Annotated in this window: 20 protein-coding genes; 9 read left to right on the plus strand and 11 right to left on the minus strand. The window is 65.1% G+C overall.

Features of this window, described 5'->3' with window-relative positions:
- Positions 1 to 12 precede the first annotated feature (12 nt).
- Both UNPA324_RS03225 and UNPA324_RS03230 read left to right on the plus strand, forming a co-directional pair.
- Entirely contained in the window at positions 13 to 822 is an 810-nt protein-coding gene (locus UNPA324_RS03225; protein WP_181769273.1) for an SDR family NAD(P)-dependent oxidoreductase, read from the plus strand.
- Between the two features lie 96 nt (positions 823 to 918).
- Positions 919 to 1,716: an aldolase gene (locus UNPA324_RS03230; protein WP_181769639.1), complete on the plus strand. Its 798-nt coding sequence runs from the start codon at positions 919 to 921 to the stop codon at positions 1,714 to 1,716.
- 118 nt (positions 1,717 to 1,834) lie between these two features.
- On the opposite strand, the gene UNPA324_RS03235 is transcribed toward UNPA324_RS03230, so the two are convergent.
- Entirely contained in the window at positions 1,835 to 3,064 is a 1,230-nt protein-coding gene (locus tag UNPA324_RS03235) for a lytic murein transglycosylase (protein ID WP_141933454.1), read from the minus strand.
- Positions 3,065 to 3,210: 146 nt separating this feature from the next.
- Here UNPA324_RS03235 and UNPA324_RS03240 point away from each other — a divergent pair, with 146 nt between their 5' ends.
- A complete protein-coding gene (locus UNPA324_RS03240) occupies positions 3,211 to 3,471 on the plus strand; it encodes a hypothetical protein (protein ID WP_128921926.1) in 261 nt (86 codons plus the stop codon).
- Between the two features lie 67 nt (positions 3,472 to 3,538).
- Positions 3,539 to 3,790: a hypothetical protein gene (locus UNPA324_RS03245; protein WP_128921925.1), complete on the plus strand. Its 252-nt coding sequence runs from the start codon at positions 3,539 to 3,541 to the stop codon at positions 3,788 to 3,790.
- 36 nt (positions 3,791 to 3,826) lie between these two features.
- Here the strand turns inward: UNPA324_RS03245 and UNPA324_RS03250 are convergent, their stop codons facing one another.
- Positions 3,827 to 4,357 (minus strand): MarR family winged helix-turn-helix transcriptional regulator, encoded by a 531-nt coding sequence (locus tag UNPA324_RS03250; RefSeq protein ID WP_128921924.1) that lies wholly within the window; start codon positions 4,355 to 4,357, stop codon positions 3,827 to 3,829.
- A 54-nt stretch (positions 4,358 to 4,411) separates the two neighbouring features.
- On the opposite strand from UNPA324_RS03250, the gene UNPA324_RS03255 reads away from it, so the two are divergent.
- The gene (locus UNPA324_RS03255; protein WP_141933456.1) at positions 4,412 to 4,891 is read left to right on the plus strand and encodes a carboxymuconolactone decarboxylase family protein; all 480 of its coding nucleotides are present in this window, start codon (positions 4,412 to 4,414) and stop codon (positions 4,889 to 4,891) included.
- 21 nt (positions 4,892 to 4,912) lie between these two features.
- On the plus strand, positions 4,913 to 5,416 hold the full coding sequence (locus tag UNPA324_RS03260) for a cupin domain-containing protein (protein WP_141933457.1): 504 nt from the start codon (positions 4,913 to 4,915) through the stop codon (positions 5,414 to 5,416).
- A gap of 24 nt (positions 5,417 to 5,440) precedes the next feature.
- On the opposite strand, the gene UNPA324_RS03265 is transcribed toward UNPA324_RS03260, so the two are convergent.
- From UNPA324_RS03265 to efp, 3 genes are all read right to left on the minus strand, one after another.
- Positions 5,441 to 6,433 (minus strand): DUF808 domain-containing protein, encoded by a 993-nt coding sequence (locus UNPA324_RS03265; RefSeq protein WP_141933459.1) that lies wholly within the window; start codon positions 6,431 to 6,433, stop codon positions 5,441 to 5,443.
- An 82-nt stretch (positions 6,434 to 6,515) separates the two neighbouring features.
- A complete protein-coding gene (locus UNPA324_RS03270) occupies positions 6,516 to 8,138 on the minus strand; it encodes a M23 family peptidase (RefSeq protein WP_141933461.1) in 1,623 nt (540 codons plus the stop codon).
- Between the two features lie 24 nt (positions 8,139 to 8,162).
- A complete protein-coding gene (gene efp / locus UNPA324_RS03275; RefSeq protein ID WP_141933463.1) occupies positions 8,163 to 8,729 on the minus strand; it encodes an elongation factor P in 567 nt (188 codons plus the stop codon).
- Positions 8,730 to 8,891: 162 nt separating this feature from the next.
- Here efp and epmA point away from each other — a divergent pair, with 162 nt between their 5' ends.
- From epmA to UNPA324_RS03290, 3 genes are read left to right on the plus strand one after another with little or no spacing between them, the layout of a single operon-like run.
- Positions 8,892 to 9,956, plus strand: coding sequence for an EF-P lysine aminoacylase EpmA (gene epmA / locus UNPA324_RS03280; RefSeq protein ID WP_128921919.1), 1,065 nt, complete (start codon positions 8,892 to 8,894; stop codon positions 9,954 to 9,956).
- A complete protein-coding gene (locus UNPA324_RS03285; protein ID WP_128921918.1) occupies positions 9,953 to 11,050 on the plus strand; it encodes a lysine-2,3-aminomutase-like protein in 1,098 nt (365 codons plus the stop codon). The genes epmA and UNPA324_RS03285 overlap by 4 nt, the downstream gene beginning before the upstream one ends.
- Before the next feature lie 31 nt (positions 11,051 to 11,081).
- A complete protein-coding gene (locus UNPA324_RS03290; RefSeq protein WP_141933465.1) occupies positions 11,082 to 11,333 on the plus strand; it encodes a hypothetical protein in 252 nt (83 codons plus the stop codon).
- A gap of 57 nt (positions 11,334 to 11,390) precedes the next feature.
- Here the strand turns inward: UNPA324_RS03290 and UNPA324_RS03295 are convergent, their stop codons facing one another.
- The 6 genes from UNPA324_RS03295 to UNPA324_RS03320 all read right to left on the minus strand — a co-directional run bounded on the left by UNPA324_RS03295 (position 11,391) and on the right by UNPA324_RS03320 (position 16,783).
- Positions 11,391 to 12,476, minus strand: a complete 1,086-nt coding sequence (locus tag UNPA324_RS03295) for a 3-deoxy-7-phosphoheptulonate synthase (protein WP_128921916.1) — start codon at positions 12,474 to 12,476, stop codon at positions 11,391 to 11,393.
- A gap of 233 nt (positions 12,477 to 12,709) precedes the next feature.
- Positions 12,710 to 13,288 (minus strand): HdeD family acid-resistance protein, encoded by a 579-nt coding sequence (locus UNPA324_RS03300; protein ID WP_128921915.1) that lies wholly within the window; start codon positions 13,286 to 13,288, stop codon positions 12,710 to 12,712.
- A gap of 69 nt (positions 13,289 to 13,357) precedes the next feature.
- The gene (locus UNPA324_RS03305) at positions 13,358 to 14,398 is read right to left on the minus strand and encodes a PrsW family glutamic-type intramembrane protease (protein WP_128921914.1); all 1,041 of its coding nucleotides are present in this window, start codon (positions 14,396 to 14,398) and stop codon (positions 13,358 to 13,360) included.
- A gap of 547 nt (positions 14,399 to 14,945) precedes the next feature.
- Complete coding sequence (locus UNPA324_RS03310) at positions 14,946 to 15,215, minus strand: hypothetical protein (protein ID WP_141933467.1); 270 nt, start codon at positions 15,213 to 15,215, stop codon at positions 14,946 to 14,948.
- Between the two features lie 165 nt (positions 15,216 to 15,380).
- Positions 15,381 to 16,007, minus strand: a complete 627-nt coding sequence (locus tag UNPA324_RS03315; RefSeq protein WP_141933468.1) for a PilZ domain-containing protein — start codon at positions 16,005 to 16,007, stop codon at positions 15,381 to 15,383.
- Positions 16,008 to 16,222: 215 nt separating this feature from the next.
- Positions 16,223 to 16,783, minus strand: coding sequence for a hypothetical protein (locus UNPA324_RS03320; protein WP_245471899.1), 561 nt, complete (start codon positions 16,781 to 16,783; stop codon positions 16,223 to 16,225).
- Positions 16,784 to 17,049 lie beyond the last annotated feature (266 nt).

Genomic DNA, 17,049 nt, shown 5'->3' on the forward strand with positions numbered 1-17,049 from the left:
AAGGGAGTGAACATGGCAGGGCAGGTTGAGGGCAAAGTCGCGCTGGTAACGGGCGGCGCCTCGGGCATCGGCGAGGCCATCGTCGAGCTGTTCGCACGCGAGGGCGCCACCGTCGTCATCACCGACATCGACGAACTGCGCGGGCCCGAGCTCGCCAAGCGCGTGACAAACGCCGGCGGCAAGGCGATCTTCCTGGAGCAGGACGTCACCAGCGAGGAGAGCTGGATCGAGATCGTCACTGAGGTCGCCAAGCGCTACGGCCGGCTCGATATCATGGTCTCCAATGCCGGCATCGGCATCGCCGTGCCCTCGATCGTTGACATGACGCTCGCTGACTGGCGCAAGCAGAACGCGATCAATCTCGACGGTGTCTTTCTGTCGGTCAAGCATTGCCTCCCCCTGATGCGCAAGCATGGCGGCGGCTCGATCGTCATGATGTCCTCGCTGGCAGGCCTGCGTGGCGCGCCCGGCCTGTCGGCCTATTCGGCGACCAAGGGCGGCGTGCGGCTGTTCGCCAAGTCGATCGCGATGGAATGCGCTGCCGCCGGCGACGGCATCCGCGTCAACTCGGTTCATCCCGGCATCATCGACACGCCGATCTGGGGCAAGATTCCGACGGGGGCGACCGGCGCCGGCCAGAACGCGCCGATCGACCCGGAGGAGCGGGCCAAGGTCGCAACCCCGCTCGGCCGCGCCGGGCAGGCCGCGGAGATCGCCTCCGGCGTGCTGTATCTGGCCTCCGATGCCTCGCGCTACGTCACCGGCAGCGAGCTCGTGATCGACGGCGGCATGAACGCCGGCGGCGTGCCGCGGCGGGCCTGAGCCGCGCAAGGCAGGGTGGCACGCGCAGGGGCTGACGCGCAGGCCCGGCCCCTGTACAACGCGAATAGCTCCCGACCGATAGAGGTGTCCTTCGCTATGGCGCACAGCCTTCACGCTTCCTCACCCGCGCCAGCGCCATTCCGCTCGAACCGGCCGGACCTTGCCACCGATGCAATCCGCACCGCGCGCGAGGATCTGGCTGCCTGCTTCCGCATGGCCGCGCGCAACGGTTTTGAGGAAGGCATCTGCAACCACTTCTCGTCCGTCGTACCTGGTCATGACGATCTGTTTCTCGTCAACCCCTATGGCTACGCGTTTCGCGAGTTGACCGCGTCGAAGCTGCTGGTTTGCGATTTCCACGGCAACGTGCTCGATGGCGAGGGCGTGCCCGAGGCGACCGCGTTCTACATCCATGCCGAGATGCATCGGTTGCTGCCGCGCGCCAAGGTCGCCTTCCACACGCATATGCCTTATGCGACGGCCTTGTCCATGACCGAGGGCGAGCCGCTGATTTGGGCCGGCCAGACCGCGCTGAAATTCTATGGCCGGACAGCAGTGGACCGCGACTACAACGGCCTCGCGCTCGACAACCGCGAAGGCGCGCGGATCGCCTCGGCCGTGGGTGACGCGGACATCGTTTTCATGAAACATCACGGCGTGATGGTGCTGGCCCCGACCATCGCAGAGGCCTGGGACGACCTCTACTACCTTGAACGCGCCGCCGAGGTGCAGGTGCTGGCGATGTCGACGGGACGGAAAGTGCTGCCGGTCGATCCCGCCATCGCGGCCGAAACTTACCGGCAAATGCGCGAGGGCGATTCCGAATCCGCGCGGCTGCATCTCGCCGCGATCCGGCGGCAGCTGGACGCGGAGGAGCCTCAGTACCGGCATTGACCCCAGCGTCATTCCGGGGCGCGCCGCTTGGCGCGAGCCCGGAATTCATTTTTCCGCGTCGGTTGCTGCCCAATGGATTCCGGGTTCTCGCTCCGCGAGCCCCGGAATGACGGGGTGCTTACGATCCCTGTCGCAGCTTCGCCAGCACCTTCAGCCCGCCATAGCCGTCCGCCGGCGTGATGCCGGCGCGCTGCTGAAAATCTTTGATCGCCTTCATGGTGTCGTTGCCGACGCGGCCGTCGGTGCCGCCGGTGTCGAAGCCGGCTTTCGTCAGACGCGTTTGCATCTCCTGCACCTCGGCGAGCGTCAGTGCGCGCTCGGAGCCGGGGAAGGGCTGAATAAAAGGCGGCGCGCCGAGGCAGCGGTCGCCGAGATGGCAGATCGCCAGCGCATAGTTCATGGAAGGGTTGTAGCTCTTCACCGAGTAGAAATTCGGCCCCAGCAAGAACGTCGGTCCGCCCGCGACCGGCGTCCACATCTGCGCGGATGCGTTCGGCTGCGGGAAGGGCTGGCCGTCGGCGCGGGTGACGCCGGCCGCCTGCCAGGCCGCATAGGTGCGGCTGCCGCTCATATTGCCGGCCGTGCGAACCTCATAGCCCCAATGTTCGCCGCGATGCCATTTGCCGCGATTGACCAGATATTTCGCGGTCGATCCCAGCGCGTCGTCGGGCTTGCCGAACGGCGACACCTTGCCGTCGCCATCATAGTCGATGCCGACATTGAGCCAGACCTCCGGCATCCATTGCGAATGCCCCATCGCGCCGGCCCAGGAGCCCATCATCTCCTCCGGCGTGCTCCAGCCTCTGTCGACGATGCGCAGCGCGTTGATCAGCTCGGTTTCCCAATAGGTCTTGCGGCGCGGCTCGTTCCAGGCGAGCGCGGCGAGCGAGGGAAACACCGGCGTCATGTGGTTCTGCTGCACCAGGGGATCGCCATAGGCGGACTCGACGCCCCATAGCGCCAGCAACGTGCCGCGTTCGACGCCGAAATCGCGCTCGATGCGCGCGAGCAGTGCCTCGTTGTTCTTCAGCGCGATCTTGCCGTTGATGATGCGCCAATCGGAGACGCGGCGATTGATGTATTGCCAGGCCTGCTCGTGGAATTCGGGCTGGTTGCGCATTTGCTTGAACACGCTCATGTCCGGCTCGACCCGCGCCATTGCGCGTTGCCACGTCGCGGCCGAGATCCCCTTGGTCATCGCCCGTGCGCGAAAGCTCTCGCGCCATTCCTCAAAGCCCGGAGGCGTAGCGCGAACGCCCTGGGGCAACGCGAGCAGGGCGGTCGCGCCCAGCGTGGATTTCAGCAGCGCGCGGCGCGTTTGACGGGGCGAGGAATCAGCGTGTTTCATTGGCACATTCTAGCCGGAAACATGGCCCGTGCGAGGCGGTTCCTGGAACGGCTCCGTTCCACGACTTGGTGTCGGCTCGATAGCCCGTTTCGCCGGAACAACTGTCGCAGTCCCGCATTCCCTCCGCACGAGATGAGGAGATGAATATGAGGAAATTTCTGTTTGCCGCCACCATGGTTACCGCCATCGCGGCTCCCGCATTCGCTGATGAAGTCGGCGTGCACGTCGGTCCGGTTGGCGCTGGCGTGACGGTCGGTCAATCCCACGAGTATCGCGAGCGAGACCGCGATCGCGACCGCACCACCGTTATCAAGGAGCGCGAGCCCTCTGATCGCACCACGGTGATCAAGAAGGAAGATGAATTCGGCAATCGCGAAAAGACCGTGATTCATCACGACAACGACTGACGGAACGGGGCCCCGGCTCGATGCCGGGGCCTTCCTTTGCGCGATCGGCAAATCGAATCGGGGTGGAATGAAGATACAAGCCCATGCGGAAAGTCATGTCGTCGAGCTCGATGACGGATCTCGCTGGCAGATCTTTCCCGGCGATCTCGCGACCACGCTGAGCTGGAAGCCCGAAACCGATCTGCACCTGGAGCCGAGCCGCGACCGGGTGAGTTCGCATGTGCTGATTAATGCTGCCGATAGAACCCGCGTGCGGGTGATCGCCGCAGGCGAAGCCTGGCCCGACGGCGAGGTTAAGGATGCGCTGAAGGGCGGGTAGAGTCCTGCGGGTCGCAAGAGGCGGGAACAAGGGCGCCTAATCCTCTTGTAGCTCGGTCGCGATGCCGGTGAGCCAGCGCCGGATTGCGGCCTCCGTCTTCATGTCCAGGCCCCGAGCAAGGCGCTTCTCCAATTCGATCACCCGTTCCCTGCATGCCTTCAAGAGCGCTGCGCCGCGCGGCGTCAGCGTCCATTGCTGGATACGGCCGTGAACGGGATGGGGCGTCATCAGAATCGCGCCGTCACGTTCGAGATTACGGATGATGACGCCGACGGTCTGAGGCGTCAGGAAGGTGAGGCGGGCAACGTCGGCACCCGACAGGCCCGGATAGGCGTTCAGCATCGTCAACACCGCGAATTGCGGCGAGGTCACGCCGAGATCGGCGAGGGTCCGCTCCATCGTCAGCCGAACCGCGGCGTGGGCCTGGCGCAGCAGATAGCCGAGATAGCCTTGCTCGCCGCGCTTGCCTTCGCCGGGCGCGGGCACACGCACTGTGCCGTCGTCGGCAGGTTCGGGCACCTTGCGGGCAGTTTTCGATCTTGTGATGGCAGCGGCCTTGCGCGACATATCAGAGCTCTTATAAGATATAAGCACACTTACAATAAGACCAGGTGAACCGCAATGTCCCATGCCCGCAGCGAATACGAGGATTTCAAGAAGGTCGCGCCTGACGTCTATGATCTGGTGCTGGCGCTCGGTCAGCTTGCGGGCAAGGCCGGCCTCGACAAGCAGCTGATCGAGCTCGTCAAGCTGCGCGCCTCGCAGATCAACGGCTGTGCCTTCTGCGTGCAGCACCATGTCCTGCTGTCGGAACGGATCGGCGTTCCCGTCGACAAGCTTCATCTGGTCGCCGTCTGGCGCGAGGCGCCGATCTTCTCCGCGCGCGAGCGCGCCGCGCTGGCCTGCGCCGAGGCGCTGACCTTGCTGCCCGATGGCGTCAGCGAGGAGGTTTACGCCGAAGCCGCCCGTGAGTTCTCACAGACCGAGCTGATGTACCTGACCTCGGCCGTCGCCTCGATCAACGTCTGGAACCGTTTTGGTGCTGCATTTCGTTGGACGCCGACGTCGCGGCCGGTGGCCGCGAATGCTGCGGCATCCTGATCGGCACGCGAGGAGGTCGCGATGACAGCAATGAGTTCTTCTGCCGTGCAACGCCCCGCGCCGTCGCATTCGACGGCGTTCGCCGTCGTCGCAGGGCTCGCCTGTGCGCTGGCAATTAGCAAAGCGCTTCCGATGACGATGGACACTGTCTCGGGCGCACTGGCGCCGCTCTGCGCCAACGCTGCGGATGGTTCGCCGCTCGACAAGGTCGAGCCGATCGGCTCCTACGCGCTGCCCAACGTCCCGGGCAAGCGCGTCACCATCGTGCGCGTGTCCTACGGTCCCGGCGGGTTTTCGCGGCCGCATCGACACGCAGGCTCGGTGACCGCCACCATCACCAAGGGCGAGATCCGCTCCCAACTCGGCGGTGGCCCGGTCGAGACGTTCGGCGTCGGCCAGTCCTTCTTCGAGCCGCCGGGCTCGACGCATCTGGTTTCGGCCAACGCCAGCGCGACCGAGCCGGCGGAGTTGATCGCGGTGTTCGTGGCGGATGAGGGCGCGCAGCTCACGACGTTCCTGGAGTAGCTCGCACGCATCGTTCGGATGCAGCTAAGACGCTCGATCCCGCGATCGCCTCAACCGTTCCCAGACCGGTGAGAGACCGTATTGGACTGCCGGAATCGCAAGTGCGCCGACAAGCAGTCCAAGCACGCCTGAAATGGCGGCTTCGAGCGACCATTCGATGATTCCGGCAACCGATGGAAGGGCATGCGCGGCAGCCTCGGTTGCGGCATGAACCGTGCGGCCGACCACGGGCGGGCCGTATTTCTCGATGCCGTGCAGGATGATGCCGCCGCCGACCCAGATCATGGCGGCAGTGCCGATGGTGCTCAGCACCGCCAGGAAGGTGGGCATACCGCGGACGAGCGCGCGTCCAAGCAGGCGGATCGCGCCGCCAATGAATGAGGCGCCGTCGTAGCGCGCAAGGGCCAGCCCGGCATCGTCCGCCTTCACGATCAAGGCCACCACGCCGTAGACGCCGACCGTGATGCCGAAGCCGACCAGCGCCAGCACTAGCGCCTGCGTCCAGATGCTGCCTGCGGGGATCGCCGCCAGCGTGATCGCCATGATCTCCGCCGACAGAATGAAATCCGTCTTGATGGCGCTCGCGACCTTCTCGTCCTCGATCGACCGGGCATCCAACGCGATCGGTTGGAGTTGAGCTTCGTGGTGGTGCGCCTGATGCGGCATCAGGGCTTCGAGCACCTTCTCGGCACCCTCGTAGCAGAGGAAGGCGCCGCCCAGCATGAGCAGCGGCGTGACCGCGGCGGGAAGGAAATAACCAAGCAGCAGGGCGATGGGCAGCAGGATCAGCAGTTTGTTGCGTAGCGATCCGATCGCGATCTTGCCGACGATCGGCAGTTCGCGTTTTGAGGCAAAACCGATGACGTAGTTCGGCGTGACGGCCGCGTCATCGATGACCACGCCAGCCGCTTTCGTGCCTGCTTTGGCGGCCTGGCCCGCCACATCGTCGAGCGAGGCTACCGCTACCTTTGCAATCGCCGCGATGTCGTCGAGAAGACCGATCAGTCCGACACTCATCGACCCTGTCCTTTGTTCGTTCGAGCCGGCGATGTGCGCGGCAACAGCTCTTGCGCTGCCCGGCCTTGAGCGGGGCAAGCCGTCAGTTGTCCTCGCCGCTCGATCCTTCGCGCTGGTCGGGCTTGATCACGTCGTCCGGCAGCGCATGGGCGACCGGCTGTGCCGTGACCGCGATCTCCGGTCCAACCTCGCGGCCGCGGGCGTGGATCAGGCGTTCATAGGCGGAGACCAGGGTGACGTAGGGGCTGACCCAGATCCAGCCGTCGCGGGTGAACACCTGCACGTCGAAATGCAGGTGCAGCGACGTTCCGGCGGGATGGTCGAGATAGTTCGAGATCACACCGATCTTCTCGCCTTCGGTGACGATGCGGCCATCGAGCACGCCGTCGGCGTTCATCGCATGCGGGTTCATGTGCATGTAGCGGAAGCGGATGTGCTCGGTACGGCTGTTGACCTGAAGCGTCGCGGCCTGGTCCTTGGCCCCGCGGATCACGATGGCGTCGCGCACGGCGACGACGCCGCGCTGCTTGGGATCGCAGGGCTCGCGGCCTTCGCCGGGGGGCGGGCAGTCGGCGGCGCGGATGTCCTCACCTTGGTGGCCATAGCCTCCGTCACATTGCCCCACCTCGAAACTGCGCGACTCGCAGAAATTGTCGCGCCAGGCATAGGCGGTCGGACCATCGTTCTTGTCGCGCTTGCCGTAGGATTGCGAGCGCACGAAGGCGGGTGCCTTTTCGAGGGGAAAGCGGATCTGGGCATAGGCCATCACGTCGGGATGGCCGCCTTGCTTGCGGTAACCGGTGTTCGGGATGATGTCGCCGCTCGGCCGGTAGCCGAAGTCCACTGAACGCTCCGCCGGACGATCGAGGATGTTGGAGGCAATGTCCGTCGATGGCCGCATGCGCTGGCCTCCGGCGACACGCAGGGCCTTCAGGAAGCGTTCGGCGACCGGATAGGCTTCCTTGCAGGCGAGCCGCCGCGGCTTGGCGACGCTGTCGAGGCATTGGATCGACACCACATAGGCAACGCCGAAGCGCGTGAAGGCGTAGCGGACATAGCCCTCGCGGATGAATCTTCGCAGGTCCGGATAGAGCGTCGCGAGCTGTTTGACCGGCTCGCCTTTGCCACCTGAGGGATCGGCGATGTCATAGATGAGCGCCGAGCCCGTGATCTGCACTTCGACCGGCCGTGCGAACACGCGAGCCGGCATGCCGTCACCGGCGCCGGGCTCGAGCGAGAAGGTCGCGCTATAGCCGGCCGGACCGGCATCGAACATGTCGACGGGATTGAAGTCCGCCTGGTAGCGCGAGAGGGCGAGCGTCGCCGGCGCGCCGCTGCGCTGGGCCTCGAGGTAGGCGGCGGCGTCGAACGGCAGCAGCACGGGCACGGGACTGCGGGTGATGCCGGTGAAGAAGCGCGAGGAGACCGCGTTGAGCTGCACCAGCGCGGGCGTCGCGCGCGGATCGTAGCGCGGCACCAAATGGCGAGGTGCGAAGCTGAAGTCGTCCGCGACCCGGGGGCGGCTGTTGATCTCGGTGCGAAGCTGGTCCAGCGCTGCGCGCCAATCGACGCGCAGAGCCGTGAGCGAGGGACTGCGGAATTCATCCGCAGCGAGCGGCGAGGCAATGAGGAGCGAAAGCGACACGAGAAGGTGCGAGACGAAGCGGAAAACCTTCCTAACCACTGTCTCGCCCCCCGGCGCCACCTGTTGCGACCGCTCTGTTCCCCGTCAGTCCTTGGCGCGCTCGGAATAGGAGCCGTCTTCGGTCATCACCACGATGCGGGTGCCGACCGAGATGTGCGGCGGCACGGTGGTGCGCACGCCGTTGGAGAGCACCGCGGGCTTGTAGGACGAGGAGGCGGTCTGGCCCTTGGTCACCGGCTCGGTCTCGACCACTTCCAGCGTCACGCGCTGCGGCAGCGCGAGCGAGACCACGTTGACGTCGTGGGTCGACAGCTTGACGGACATGTCCGGCTGAAGATACGCGGCCGCATCGCCGACGACGTCCTTGGAGACCTGGACCTGGTCATAGGTTTCCGGGTTCATGAAGTGGAAGCCGTCGCCATCTTCATACAGGAACGTGTAATTGCGCTCTTCGATGGTGGCCTTTTCGACCTGATCGGTGGTCTTGTAGCGCTCGGAGATCTTTACCCCGTCCGAGATTCGGCGCATTTCGATCTGGCTGACCGGGGTGCCCTTGCCGGGGTGGATGTTTTCGGCGCTCACGACGACATAGAGCTTGCCGTCTTGCTCGATCACGTTGCCTTTGCGAATAGAACTGGCGATGACTCTCAAAGCTATATTTCCTGCTTGCTTGGCCCGGCACCGGCCAGGACATGATCAGATCGATGGGGGACTTGGGGCCTCAAATCGGACCTCGGCGCCCGTTTCGGGCCGCAACATACTGATTTTGCCGTTAGATGCCAGCGTTTTGCTCGCGGCTGGGGCGGTCGGTTAATGGCTGGGGACAAGCCCATCTCGCCGTTCTGGTCGCCCGACCGCCACCTCGACCGGCGGCCCTTCCTGAGGGCAAGGGGGGCCATTACCGGAGCAATACGGGGCTTTTTCGCCGAGCAGGGCTTCGTCGAGGTCGAAACCTCCGTTCTCCAGGTCTCCCCCGGCAATGAGACCCATTTGCACGCCCCCCGGACCGAGCTGATGCGCCCGGACGGCAGCCGCGCCAGCCGTTACTTGCGGACGTCGCCCGAATTCGCCTGCAAGAAGCTGCTGGCGGCCGGCGAGACGCGGATCTTCGAGCTCGCCCGGGTGTTCCGGGACCGCGAGCGCGGCGACCTGCATCTGCCCGAGTTCACCATGCTGGAATGGTATCGGGCAGGCGCCCCCTATGACGCCATCATGGCCGACACCGTGGTGGTCATCGCCCGGGCCGCGCAGGCGACTGGGATCGGGACCTTCTCGTTCCGGGGCCGGACCGCCGATCCCTTCGCCGAGCCGGAGCTTCTGACGGTCGCAGGGGCCTTCGAGCGGTTCGCCGGCATCGACCTGCTGTCGACAATCTCGGCCAGCGAGGGTAACCGTGCCGCGCTCGCCGGAGCGGCCGACGGAAAAGTTCGAATAGCCGAGGACGACACCTGGTCCGACATCTTCAGCAAGGTCCTGGTCGAGCATGTCGAGCCGCATCTGGGGCAGGGGCGTTTGACCATCCTGTTCGAATACCCATCTCCAGAGGCGGCGCTGGCGCGGGTGAAGACTGGGGATCCCAGGGTTGCCGAGCGCTTCGAGGTTTATGCGTGCGGCGTCGAGCTCGCCAACGGCTTTGGGGAACTGACCGATGCCGAGGAGCAACGCAAACGCTTCACGGAATCGATGATTGAGAAGCAGCGCCGCTACGGCGAAGCCTATCCGCTGGACGAGGATTTTCTGGCCGCTGTTGCGGCAATGCCGGAGGCGAGCGGCGTTGCGCTCGGCTTCGACCGGCTGGTGATGCTGGCGAGCGGTGCATCGCGAATTGACCAGGTGGTGTGGACACCGCCTGCAAATGAAACGTCAAGTGAGACATGACGAAGACGACCAATCTTGCACGTACCTTGCGTGAGCCGGCCGAGCTTGTGGCCGAGCATCTTGCTCCGGCCGCAGCGCTGCCCGCGCTCGAGCGCGTGGCCGCGCGCTATGCGGTCGCGATCACGCCGGCGCTGATCGACCTGATCGACACGTCCGATCCGGACGATCCTATAGCCCGGCAGTTCGTTCCGACGGCCGCGGAGCTGGAGATGCAGCCGGGCGAGAGCGCCGATCCGATCGGCGATCATCCGCGCTCACCGGTTCCCGGCATCGTGCATCGCTATCCCGATCGCGTCTTGTTCAAGCTCGTTCACGTCTGCGCCGTCTATTGCCGCTTCTGCTTCCGCCGCGAGATGGTGGGGCCCGGCAAGGAGAGCGCGCTGTCGGACAGTGCCTATCGCGCGGCGATCGATTACATCCGTTCGCATCACGAGATCTGGGAAGTGATCCTGACCGGCGGCGATCCCCTGATGCTGTCGCCGCGACGGATGGGCGAGATCATGGCCGACCTCGCGGCCATCGAACACGTCAAGGTCATCCGGCTCCACACCCGCGTGCCCGTGGCCGAGCCCGCCCGCATCAGCGACGAGTTGGTTGCGGCGCTCAAGGTCGAGGGCGCGACCACCTGGGTGGCCGTGCATGCCAATCATGCGCGCGAATTGGCGGGGCCGGCGCGTGCCGCCTGCGCGCGGCTCGTCGATTCCGGAATTCCATTGGTGAGCCAGTCCGTGCTTTTGCGCGGGGTCAATGACAACATCGCCGCTCTGTCGGATTTGATGCGAGCTTTCGTCGAATGCCGGATCAAGCCCTATTATCTGCATCACGGCGATCTCGCGCCGGGCACTGCGCATTTGCGAACGACGCTGGCGGAGGGGCAGGACTTGATGCGGCAGCTGCGCGGACGCGTGTCAGGACTGTGTCAGCCAGACTATGTCATCGACATTCCGGGCGGCGCCGGCAAGTCGCCGGTGGGGCCGAGCTATATATCGGCGCCGCAAAATACCGCACCCGATGCGGGTGAAGCGGCAGCCGAAACACGCTATCGTATCGTGGACTATTGCGGCGACGTTCATCTCTATCCGCCTGAGCGGTGAGAAGCGCCGGTTAGAGAATGGAGGATCGGACATGAAGAAGATCATGCTGGCAGCATCGCTCGTGGTCTTGCTGGGCGGCGCGGCGATTGCGCAGACCGGGACCAAGGGATCGACATCGGGCGGTGCCAGCCCCGGCTCTCTGCCGCAGGCTCCCGTGGGCCATCGCCAGCCGCGCGCCTCGGACGTGCCGAGCGAGAAGAATGTGAGCGATCCGAACGATCCGCTCAGCAAGGAAAATCAGGCGCTCGACAAGAAGATCAAGAGCATCTGCCGCGGCTGCTGATCCATGACAGTTGCGGGCAGGGCGCCACGACTCGCCCCGCCCGCATTTGCTTGGGCCTTATGCCGACCGCTCGTGCAGACCGGCACGGCGGGTGTTGCGGCGGACCTCGACCGCGTCGGCGAGCTGTTCGAGCACGGTCGCCGTGGTCGGCCAATCGATGCAGCCATCGGTGATGCTCTGGCCGTAGACGAGCGGCTTGCCCGGCACCACGTCCTGGCGGCCGGCAACGAGATTGCTCTCGACCATCACGCCCATGATGCGGTTTTCGCCGCCGGCGATCTGACCGGCGATGTCGGCCGCGACCTGCGGCTGGTTCTCCGGCTTCTTGCTCGAATTGGCGTGGCTTGCATCGACCATCACGAGCGGCGCGACGCCGGATTTGGTCAACTCGTTGCAGGCGGCCGCGACGCTTGCCGCGTCATAGTTCGGCTTGCTGCCGCCGCGCAGGATGATGTGGCAGTCCTCGTTGCCAGCGGTCGAGGCGATCGCCGAGCGGCCGAGTTTTGTGACCGCCATGAAATGATGCGGATGCGAGGCTGATTTCACCGCGTCCGCTGCGATCCGCACATTGCCGTCCGTGCCGTTCTTGAAGCCGACCGGACACGACAGCCCGGAAGCCAGCTCGCGGTGGATCTGGCTTTCGGTGGTGCGCGCGCCGATCGCGGCCCAGGACACGAGGTCGGCGATGTATTGCGGCGTCGTCATGTCGAGGAATTCCGTCCCGGCGGGCAGGCCGAGATTGTTCACCGCCGACAGCACGTTGCGCGCCAGCCGCAGACCCTTGTTGATGTCGAAGCTACCGTCGAGATCGGGATCGTTGATCAGGCCCTTCCAGCCGACCGTGGTGCGCGGCTTCTCGAAATAGACCCGCATCACGATCTCGAGCTGATCGGCGAGGTCTTCACGCATCTTCGTGAGGCGCTCGGCGTAGTCGAGCGCGGCCCTGGGATCATGCACCGAGCAGGGGCCGACGACGACGAGAAGACGATCGTCCTGGCTGCTCAGGATGGCATGGATGGCGTTGCGCGCGGCCATGACCACGCGCGTGGCGGTGAGCGTGCGCGGGACCTCCCGCATCACCTCTTCCGGGCTGCTCAGCTCTTTCAGTTCGCGGATACGAAGATCGTCGGTCGTGCTCAGCACGGCGGGCTCCTGTCTGTTTCGAACCTGCCGGCCAACAAAAAAGCCGCCAGGTCTGGCGGCTTGTTCGGACGTTTGCTTCAATATTCAGATTGAGCGCGATCCTCCTGCCGCCAGCGAGCTGTCGTAGCTAAAGTACCAAAAATAGCTGGTGGCGACGGTGATCATGGCAGGCCATATAGCGCGCCATTGGCGGCTTGTCACCCCCCAATCGGCGCAGAGGGCGACGAGGCGCCTCAGGTGTTGCTGTTGCGCGCTGCCATCGCCATGCCGATCAGGCTGGCGCCGCCGAACAGCAGATTGATACCGACGAGGATGCCGATGGCCCATTCCGCGGAGCTCGGCAGCCCCGTGATCACCATGAACGAGATCGCGATGTCGACGAGGCCCGAGATCAGCAGCCACGACCAGCGGCTGCCTGGCTCGCGGCGGTGCTCCAGTGCGTACATGATGGTGGCGACGCCTTCGGCGAGGAAGTAGGCGCCGAGCACGATGGTGAGCGTCAGCACAGCCTGGATCGGCCGGGCCAGCAGCAGCATGCCGGTGAGCACGGCGAGCGCAGCCGAGATCAGCGACCACCAGAAGCCTGGCGTGTTGCGCGCCCAATAGGTCGCGATCAGCCCGCCGATGCCGCTGATCAGGAACATCCAGCCGAGGAAGATCGCGATCGCAAGGCTTGCGAGCGGCGGCAGGATCAGCGCCGCGACGCCGAGAACGGCGAGCAGGATGCCTTCGAACAGGAAGGCCTTCCAATGCGCCTTGACGGTCTGGTTCATGGCGGATTGCAGCCGTGAAAAATCCTCGGGCGATGTCATCGGCAGACTCCAGATCGAAAGGTCAGCACTCAATCTAGTACGCGCGCGGCGCGCTTGCCATGCGGTGGATCAACCGCCCCCGGGCGCCGAGGAAAAACCTTCCGCGCTGGTGCGGATGCGGTTGCGGCCGAGAATGTAGATCGCGGTTGTGACAACCAGAAGAGCGAGGCCGAGCAGGATCGAAACGAAGCCGATCGGGATCAGGGCCAGCGTCAGGTTGCGCTCGGGGTTGATCAGCCAGTGATGGATCGAGGTCAGCACAAAGGCGAGGCCGAGAAAGCCGACGCCGCCGCCGGCGAGCAGCAGCGCCCACATCCGGCGAAGCTGGCTGAGCCGCTCCCGTGCGACATCGGTCCGGGGTGCGTGGTGGCGGGCGACGCGCCGGACCAGGCGGATCGCAAAGGCGATCGAGCTGAAGCCGACCAGCAGGCTTGCAGCCCCCAGCCACATCCGCAGCGTCGGATCGAGGTCGGGCATTTTTTGCAAGGTCAGCAGCGGAAAGTCGAAGGCCGAATGCAGCGCGAGCGGGCCGGCCAGCATCAGGAGGCGGCTGGAGAGGCGAGCCCAGTCGCGATGGTGGCGGTTCGCGCCCAGTGCCGTCCCGGCGCGCGCGATCGTCAGGTAGGCGCCCGCGATGATGCCGAGCGCGCCGTGGAACGGCACGGTCAGCACGCTGCGCAAGGCGGCCAGCGAGCGCCACATCTCGGCGTGCTGAACCAGATAAGCCAGGTTCTCGTAAGCGGCGAAGCCGAGGCCGACCGCGGCGCCATAGACCACGGTGTCCATCGGGTTGGCAAAGGTCCGCCGCTTGGTCGAGGACACCACCACGATGGCGATCACCTTGACGGCTTCCTCAGGCAGCGCGACGCCGAAGATCGAATGCATGGCCAGCGCCGCCCAGGGGTCGTCGGGAGCTGCGACCATCTTGGCGAAGGGGGCCCGGGCGAGGCCCAGCAGCGAGATGCTGGCCGCACCTAACAGGAATGCGGTCCAGACCTGGGCCGGCGGGCCGGGGCGCTCTTCAGCAGCGATGACGAGCCACAGCACCAGCAGCGCCGGGGCGATGGCAGCAGTTCCGATGACGGTGGGCAACGCTTCGATCAGGTACATCGGCGCCGAAAATAGGTTCCCTTGGTCCGCTTATCTACATTCACCGATGCGACCATGTGTCATGCGCCCGCTGTCGGCTCACTTAACGAGCGCGACAGCTTCCGTTCATCCGCCGTCGCCCGCTCCGGTCTGTAGAATACAAGCGTAATCAATTGCATCACAGAACGAGTTCGTCAGCCATGGCAACGGCCGCGCCGGCCGAGATCGGAGCACGATTGGTAAGCTAGATCAACGATATGCGCAGGTTTCTTTGATTCGCCGCGTAGCTCCCGCCAAGCCCGGTGGAGCGCCCAAGGCGGGACAGATCCTGAAGCGGGAATGGCCGGGCAGGCCAGCTAGTTGCGTCTTGAGTCCCCGGGGCGCGGTGAGGCGATCCGGCGCGTCCGCGCCTGTTCCAGCTCCCAGAAGGCGCGCACGAGGCACGTACCGAGGCAGAACACGATGAGCAACAGCAGGAGGGCCTGGTCGACGGCGGGGATGTGCATCATGGCGATGATAAAGCAACGCCCATGCCATGCGTTCCCGCGACGGCCGGCGCTTTCCGCTGTCAGTGGGTGGTGAACGGCGGCGCGCCGGGGGCGACGTCGAAGGTGCCGAGATGGAATTCTTCGCCAAGAGATGCGTCCGGGCCACCCGGTTGCGCCAGCAGCGTGAACGCGGCCTGTGGGTAGAGTTTCCAGATCTCCAGATCGCCGGCGGTGATGGTAAGCCAGCCGAAGGTGTACATGTAGCGTCCGGGCTCGGTGACCCGACCGACCCTGTCCCACGTGACCTTATCAACCGTGGTCTTATCAAGCGTGATCTTGTCGACTGCCATCCGGTCCCCCGATCGCAAGTCTGCACATGACGTCCGGCGTGAGGCACGGACCGACAAAAGCTGATCCCGCAATGGGGCCGCGATAGGGCGGCGATGCGGAGGCAGGACGGCCGGACGCGCGGCCGCCTGCCGATTTAATCGAAATTTAGGGGCGGTCGGCCCGGCTCAGGCCGACTGCTGCAGCGGCGAGCGCACAATGAGGCGGACCAAATCGTCCCGCGACTGCCTTTCGGCGAATTTGACCGCGAAGCCGTTGTCGAATTTGCGGATGACCCGTCCCACGCAGGCGCCGACGGCAAGCGCCGTTCCCACCGGCGGGTCGTACTCGCACGAGATCGCGACGCCGGCCGTGGAGACGTCGATGATGAAGCAGGGATGGATGCTGCCGTCGGCGAGGGTCAGGAAGGTGTGCGAGACCTGGGGAACGAAACGGGCGTCCCGCCGCAACTCCTGGACGCTGTCGTCCCTCTGCTTTTTCTCCAGCCATGTCAGCTTTTCCGACATCCAGGCGCGCCGCGCCCGCGTCATGTCGAGCTCCATCAGGAAGCCCGACTTCAGCGTCGCGCTGATCGTGCATTGGAATTCGCCGAAATCCTGGAAATAGGACGTGAGGCGCTCGCCGACCTTGCCGACGACAGGCACGTCCACGATCATGCGGAACGGTGAGACGCGCTTGGTCCGGCAAGCGAAGCTGCGCAGCTTGCCCTCGCAATCATACCAGCGCGGCAGCGAGTAGCTGCCGTTCACGCTGACGTCCACTGCGCGCTGCCTGAGGAACTCTGCGACGGACATGGGGGACCAATGATGTTCGGGATCGATTCCGTAATTCCACGGTAGCGGTCAAATTCTAAGTAAATGATACCAACGCACAAAAGCGGGGGTAAATTTCTGGTAAACGCGCGCCTCGATGGCGCAGAGAAAGGCGCGACATAAGGACCCGCTTTGCTACAGGCTTTCTCACAACCTCGTCATTGCGGGCGTGGTGGAGCAATCGCGTTGCGCGACGCCTAGGGAAATCCGAACAGCACCAGCAAGGCCAATGCGCCAACGGCCATGGCGAACTGGATCGTCGTCCATGTCAGGCCGTCCGGGCTGATCTGCAATCCCAATTGCGGCAATGCGCGCCGCAACGCGAGCGCCGTGAATGCTTCGACGATGGCGAGCAAGAGAGCGATCCCGGCGAGGAAAGACCATGACTCCGTCGGAGGCATCCACGGCGCGAGCCAGGCAGGGACGGAGCCTTTCAAGGCGGCGAGCAACGCGAACCATCCGAACCAGAATGCGGAGCGCTTGACGATGTCTGGGCCGATCGTTGCGGGCTCGAAGCGGATACCGATCCCTGCCAGGGCGCTTTCAATGCGCTCGCCGTCGGTCAGGAAGATGAACGCTCCCAAATAGAGAGGGATGCGCGACTGGAAGAGCAGGGCGACGACACCGAACAGGATGACGCGGCCGATGATATCGCCGAGGACGTCCCGGGCGATCCGGCCTGGCGGCACGGGCGCGGCCGGCGCAAGATCTGCATGGAGCTGCGGAGGCGATCTCGTGCGTGCCATGTGCTCCAGCATCCTGGCGCGCCGGTCCGATGGATGCGGGCGAGAATGGCCCAGCCATGGCGGAAGGTCCGGCGTCATTGCGGACGCGCCGGACGAAGCTTCAATTTCGGGGTAGCGCTGCGCATGGCCAGGACCGGTTCCAACTGACATTGGTCGGCGGCGAGCGGTGGGGAGGTTCATGCGGAAGCAGCGGAAATTGCCGTTCGGCTGCCGTGCCAGCTCTCATCCGGCGCGTTCATCGCCTGCGCACTGGCGCTCCCTAGCGGAATCGAACCGCT

This window comes from Bradyrhizobium sp. UNPA324 (genome assembly GCF_006658635.1).
Taxonomy (GTDB): domain Bacteria; phylum Pseudomonadota; class Alphaproteobacteria; order Rhizobiales; family Xanthobacteraceae; genus Bradyrhizobium; species Bradyrhizobium nanningense.

Coding starts and splice junctions, on each gene's coding strand:
- UNPA324_RS03265 (WP_141933459.1), bottom strand. CDS start 6,433: ATGAGTGTCGGACTGATCGGTCTTCTCGACGACATCGCGGCGATTGCA.
- epmA (WP_128921919.1), top strand. CDS start 8,892: ATGGCTGGGGACAAGCCCATCTCGCCGTTCTGGTCGCCCGACCGCCAC.
- UNPA324_RS03305 (WP_128921914.1), bottom strand. CDS start 14,398: ATGTACCTGATCGAAGCGTTGCCCACCGTCATCGGAACTGCTGCCATC.
- UNPA324_RS03285 (WP_128921918.1), top strand. CDS start 9,953: ATGACGAAGACGACCAATCTTGCACGTACCTTGCGTGAGCCGGCCGAG.
- UNPA324_RS03250 (WP_128921924.1), bottom strand. CDS start 4,357: ATGTCGCGCAAGGCCGCTGCCATCACAAGATCGAAAACTGCCCGCAAG.
- UNPA324_RS03235 (WP_141933454.1), bottom strand. CDS start 3,064: ATGAAACACGCTGATTCCTCGCCCCGTCAAACGCGCCGCGCGCTGCTG.
- UNPA324_RS03315 (WP_141933468.1), bottom strand. CDS start 16,007: ATGTCCGTCGCAGAGTTCCTCAGGCAGCGCGCAGTGGACGTCAGCGTG.
- UNPA324_RS03225 (WP_181769273.1), top strand. CDS start 13: ATGGCAGGGCAGGTTGAGGGCAAAGTCGCGCTGGTAACGGGCGGCGCC.
- UNPA324_RS03255 (WP_141933456.1), top strand. CDS start 4,412: ATGTCCCATGCCCGCAGCGAATACGAGGATTTCAAGAAGGTCGCGCCT.
- UNPA324_RS03290 (WP_141933465.1), top strand. CDS start 11,082: ATGAAGAAGATCATGCTGGCAGCATCGCTCGTGGTCTTGCTGGGCGGC.
- UNPA324_RS03300 (WP_128921915.1), bottom strand. CDS start 13,288: ATGACATCGCCCGAGGATTTTTCACGGCTGCAATCCGCCATGAACCAG.
- UNPA324_RS03245 (WP_128921925.1), top strand. CDS start 3,539: ATGAAGATACAAGCCCATGCGGAAAGTCATGTCGTCGAGCTCGATGAC.
- UNPA324_RS03230 (WP_181769639.1), top strand. CDS start 919: ATGGCGCACAGCCTTCACGCTTCCTCACCCGCGCCAGCGCCATTCCGC.
- UNPA324_RS03260 (WP_141933457.1), top strand. CDS start 4,913: ATGACAGCAATGAGTTCTTCTGCCGTGCAACGCCCCGCGCCGTCGCAT.
- UNPA324_RS03320 (WP_245471899.1), bottom strand. CDS start 16,783: ATGCTGGAGCACATGGCACGCACGAGATCGCCTCCGCAGCTCCATGCA.
- UNPA324_RS03310 (WP_141933467.1), bottom strand. CDS start 15,215: ATGGCAGTCGACAAGATCACGCTTGATAAGACCACGGTTGATAAGGTC.
- UNPA324_RS03240 (WP_128921926.1), top strand. CDS start 3,211: ATGAGGAAATTTCTGTTTGCCGCCACCATGGTTACCGCCATCGCGGCT.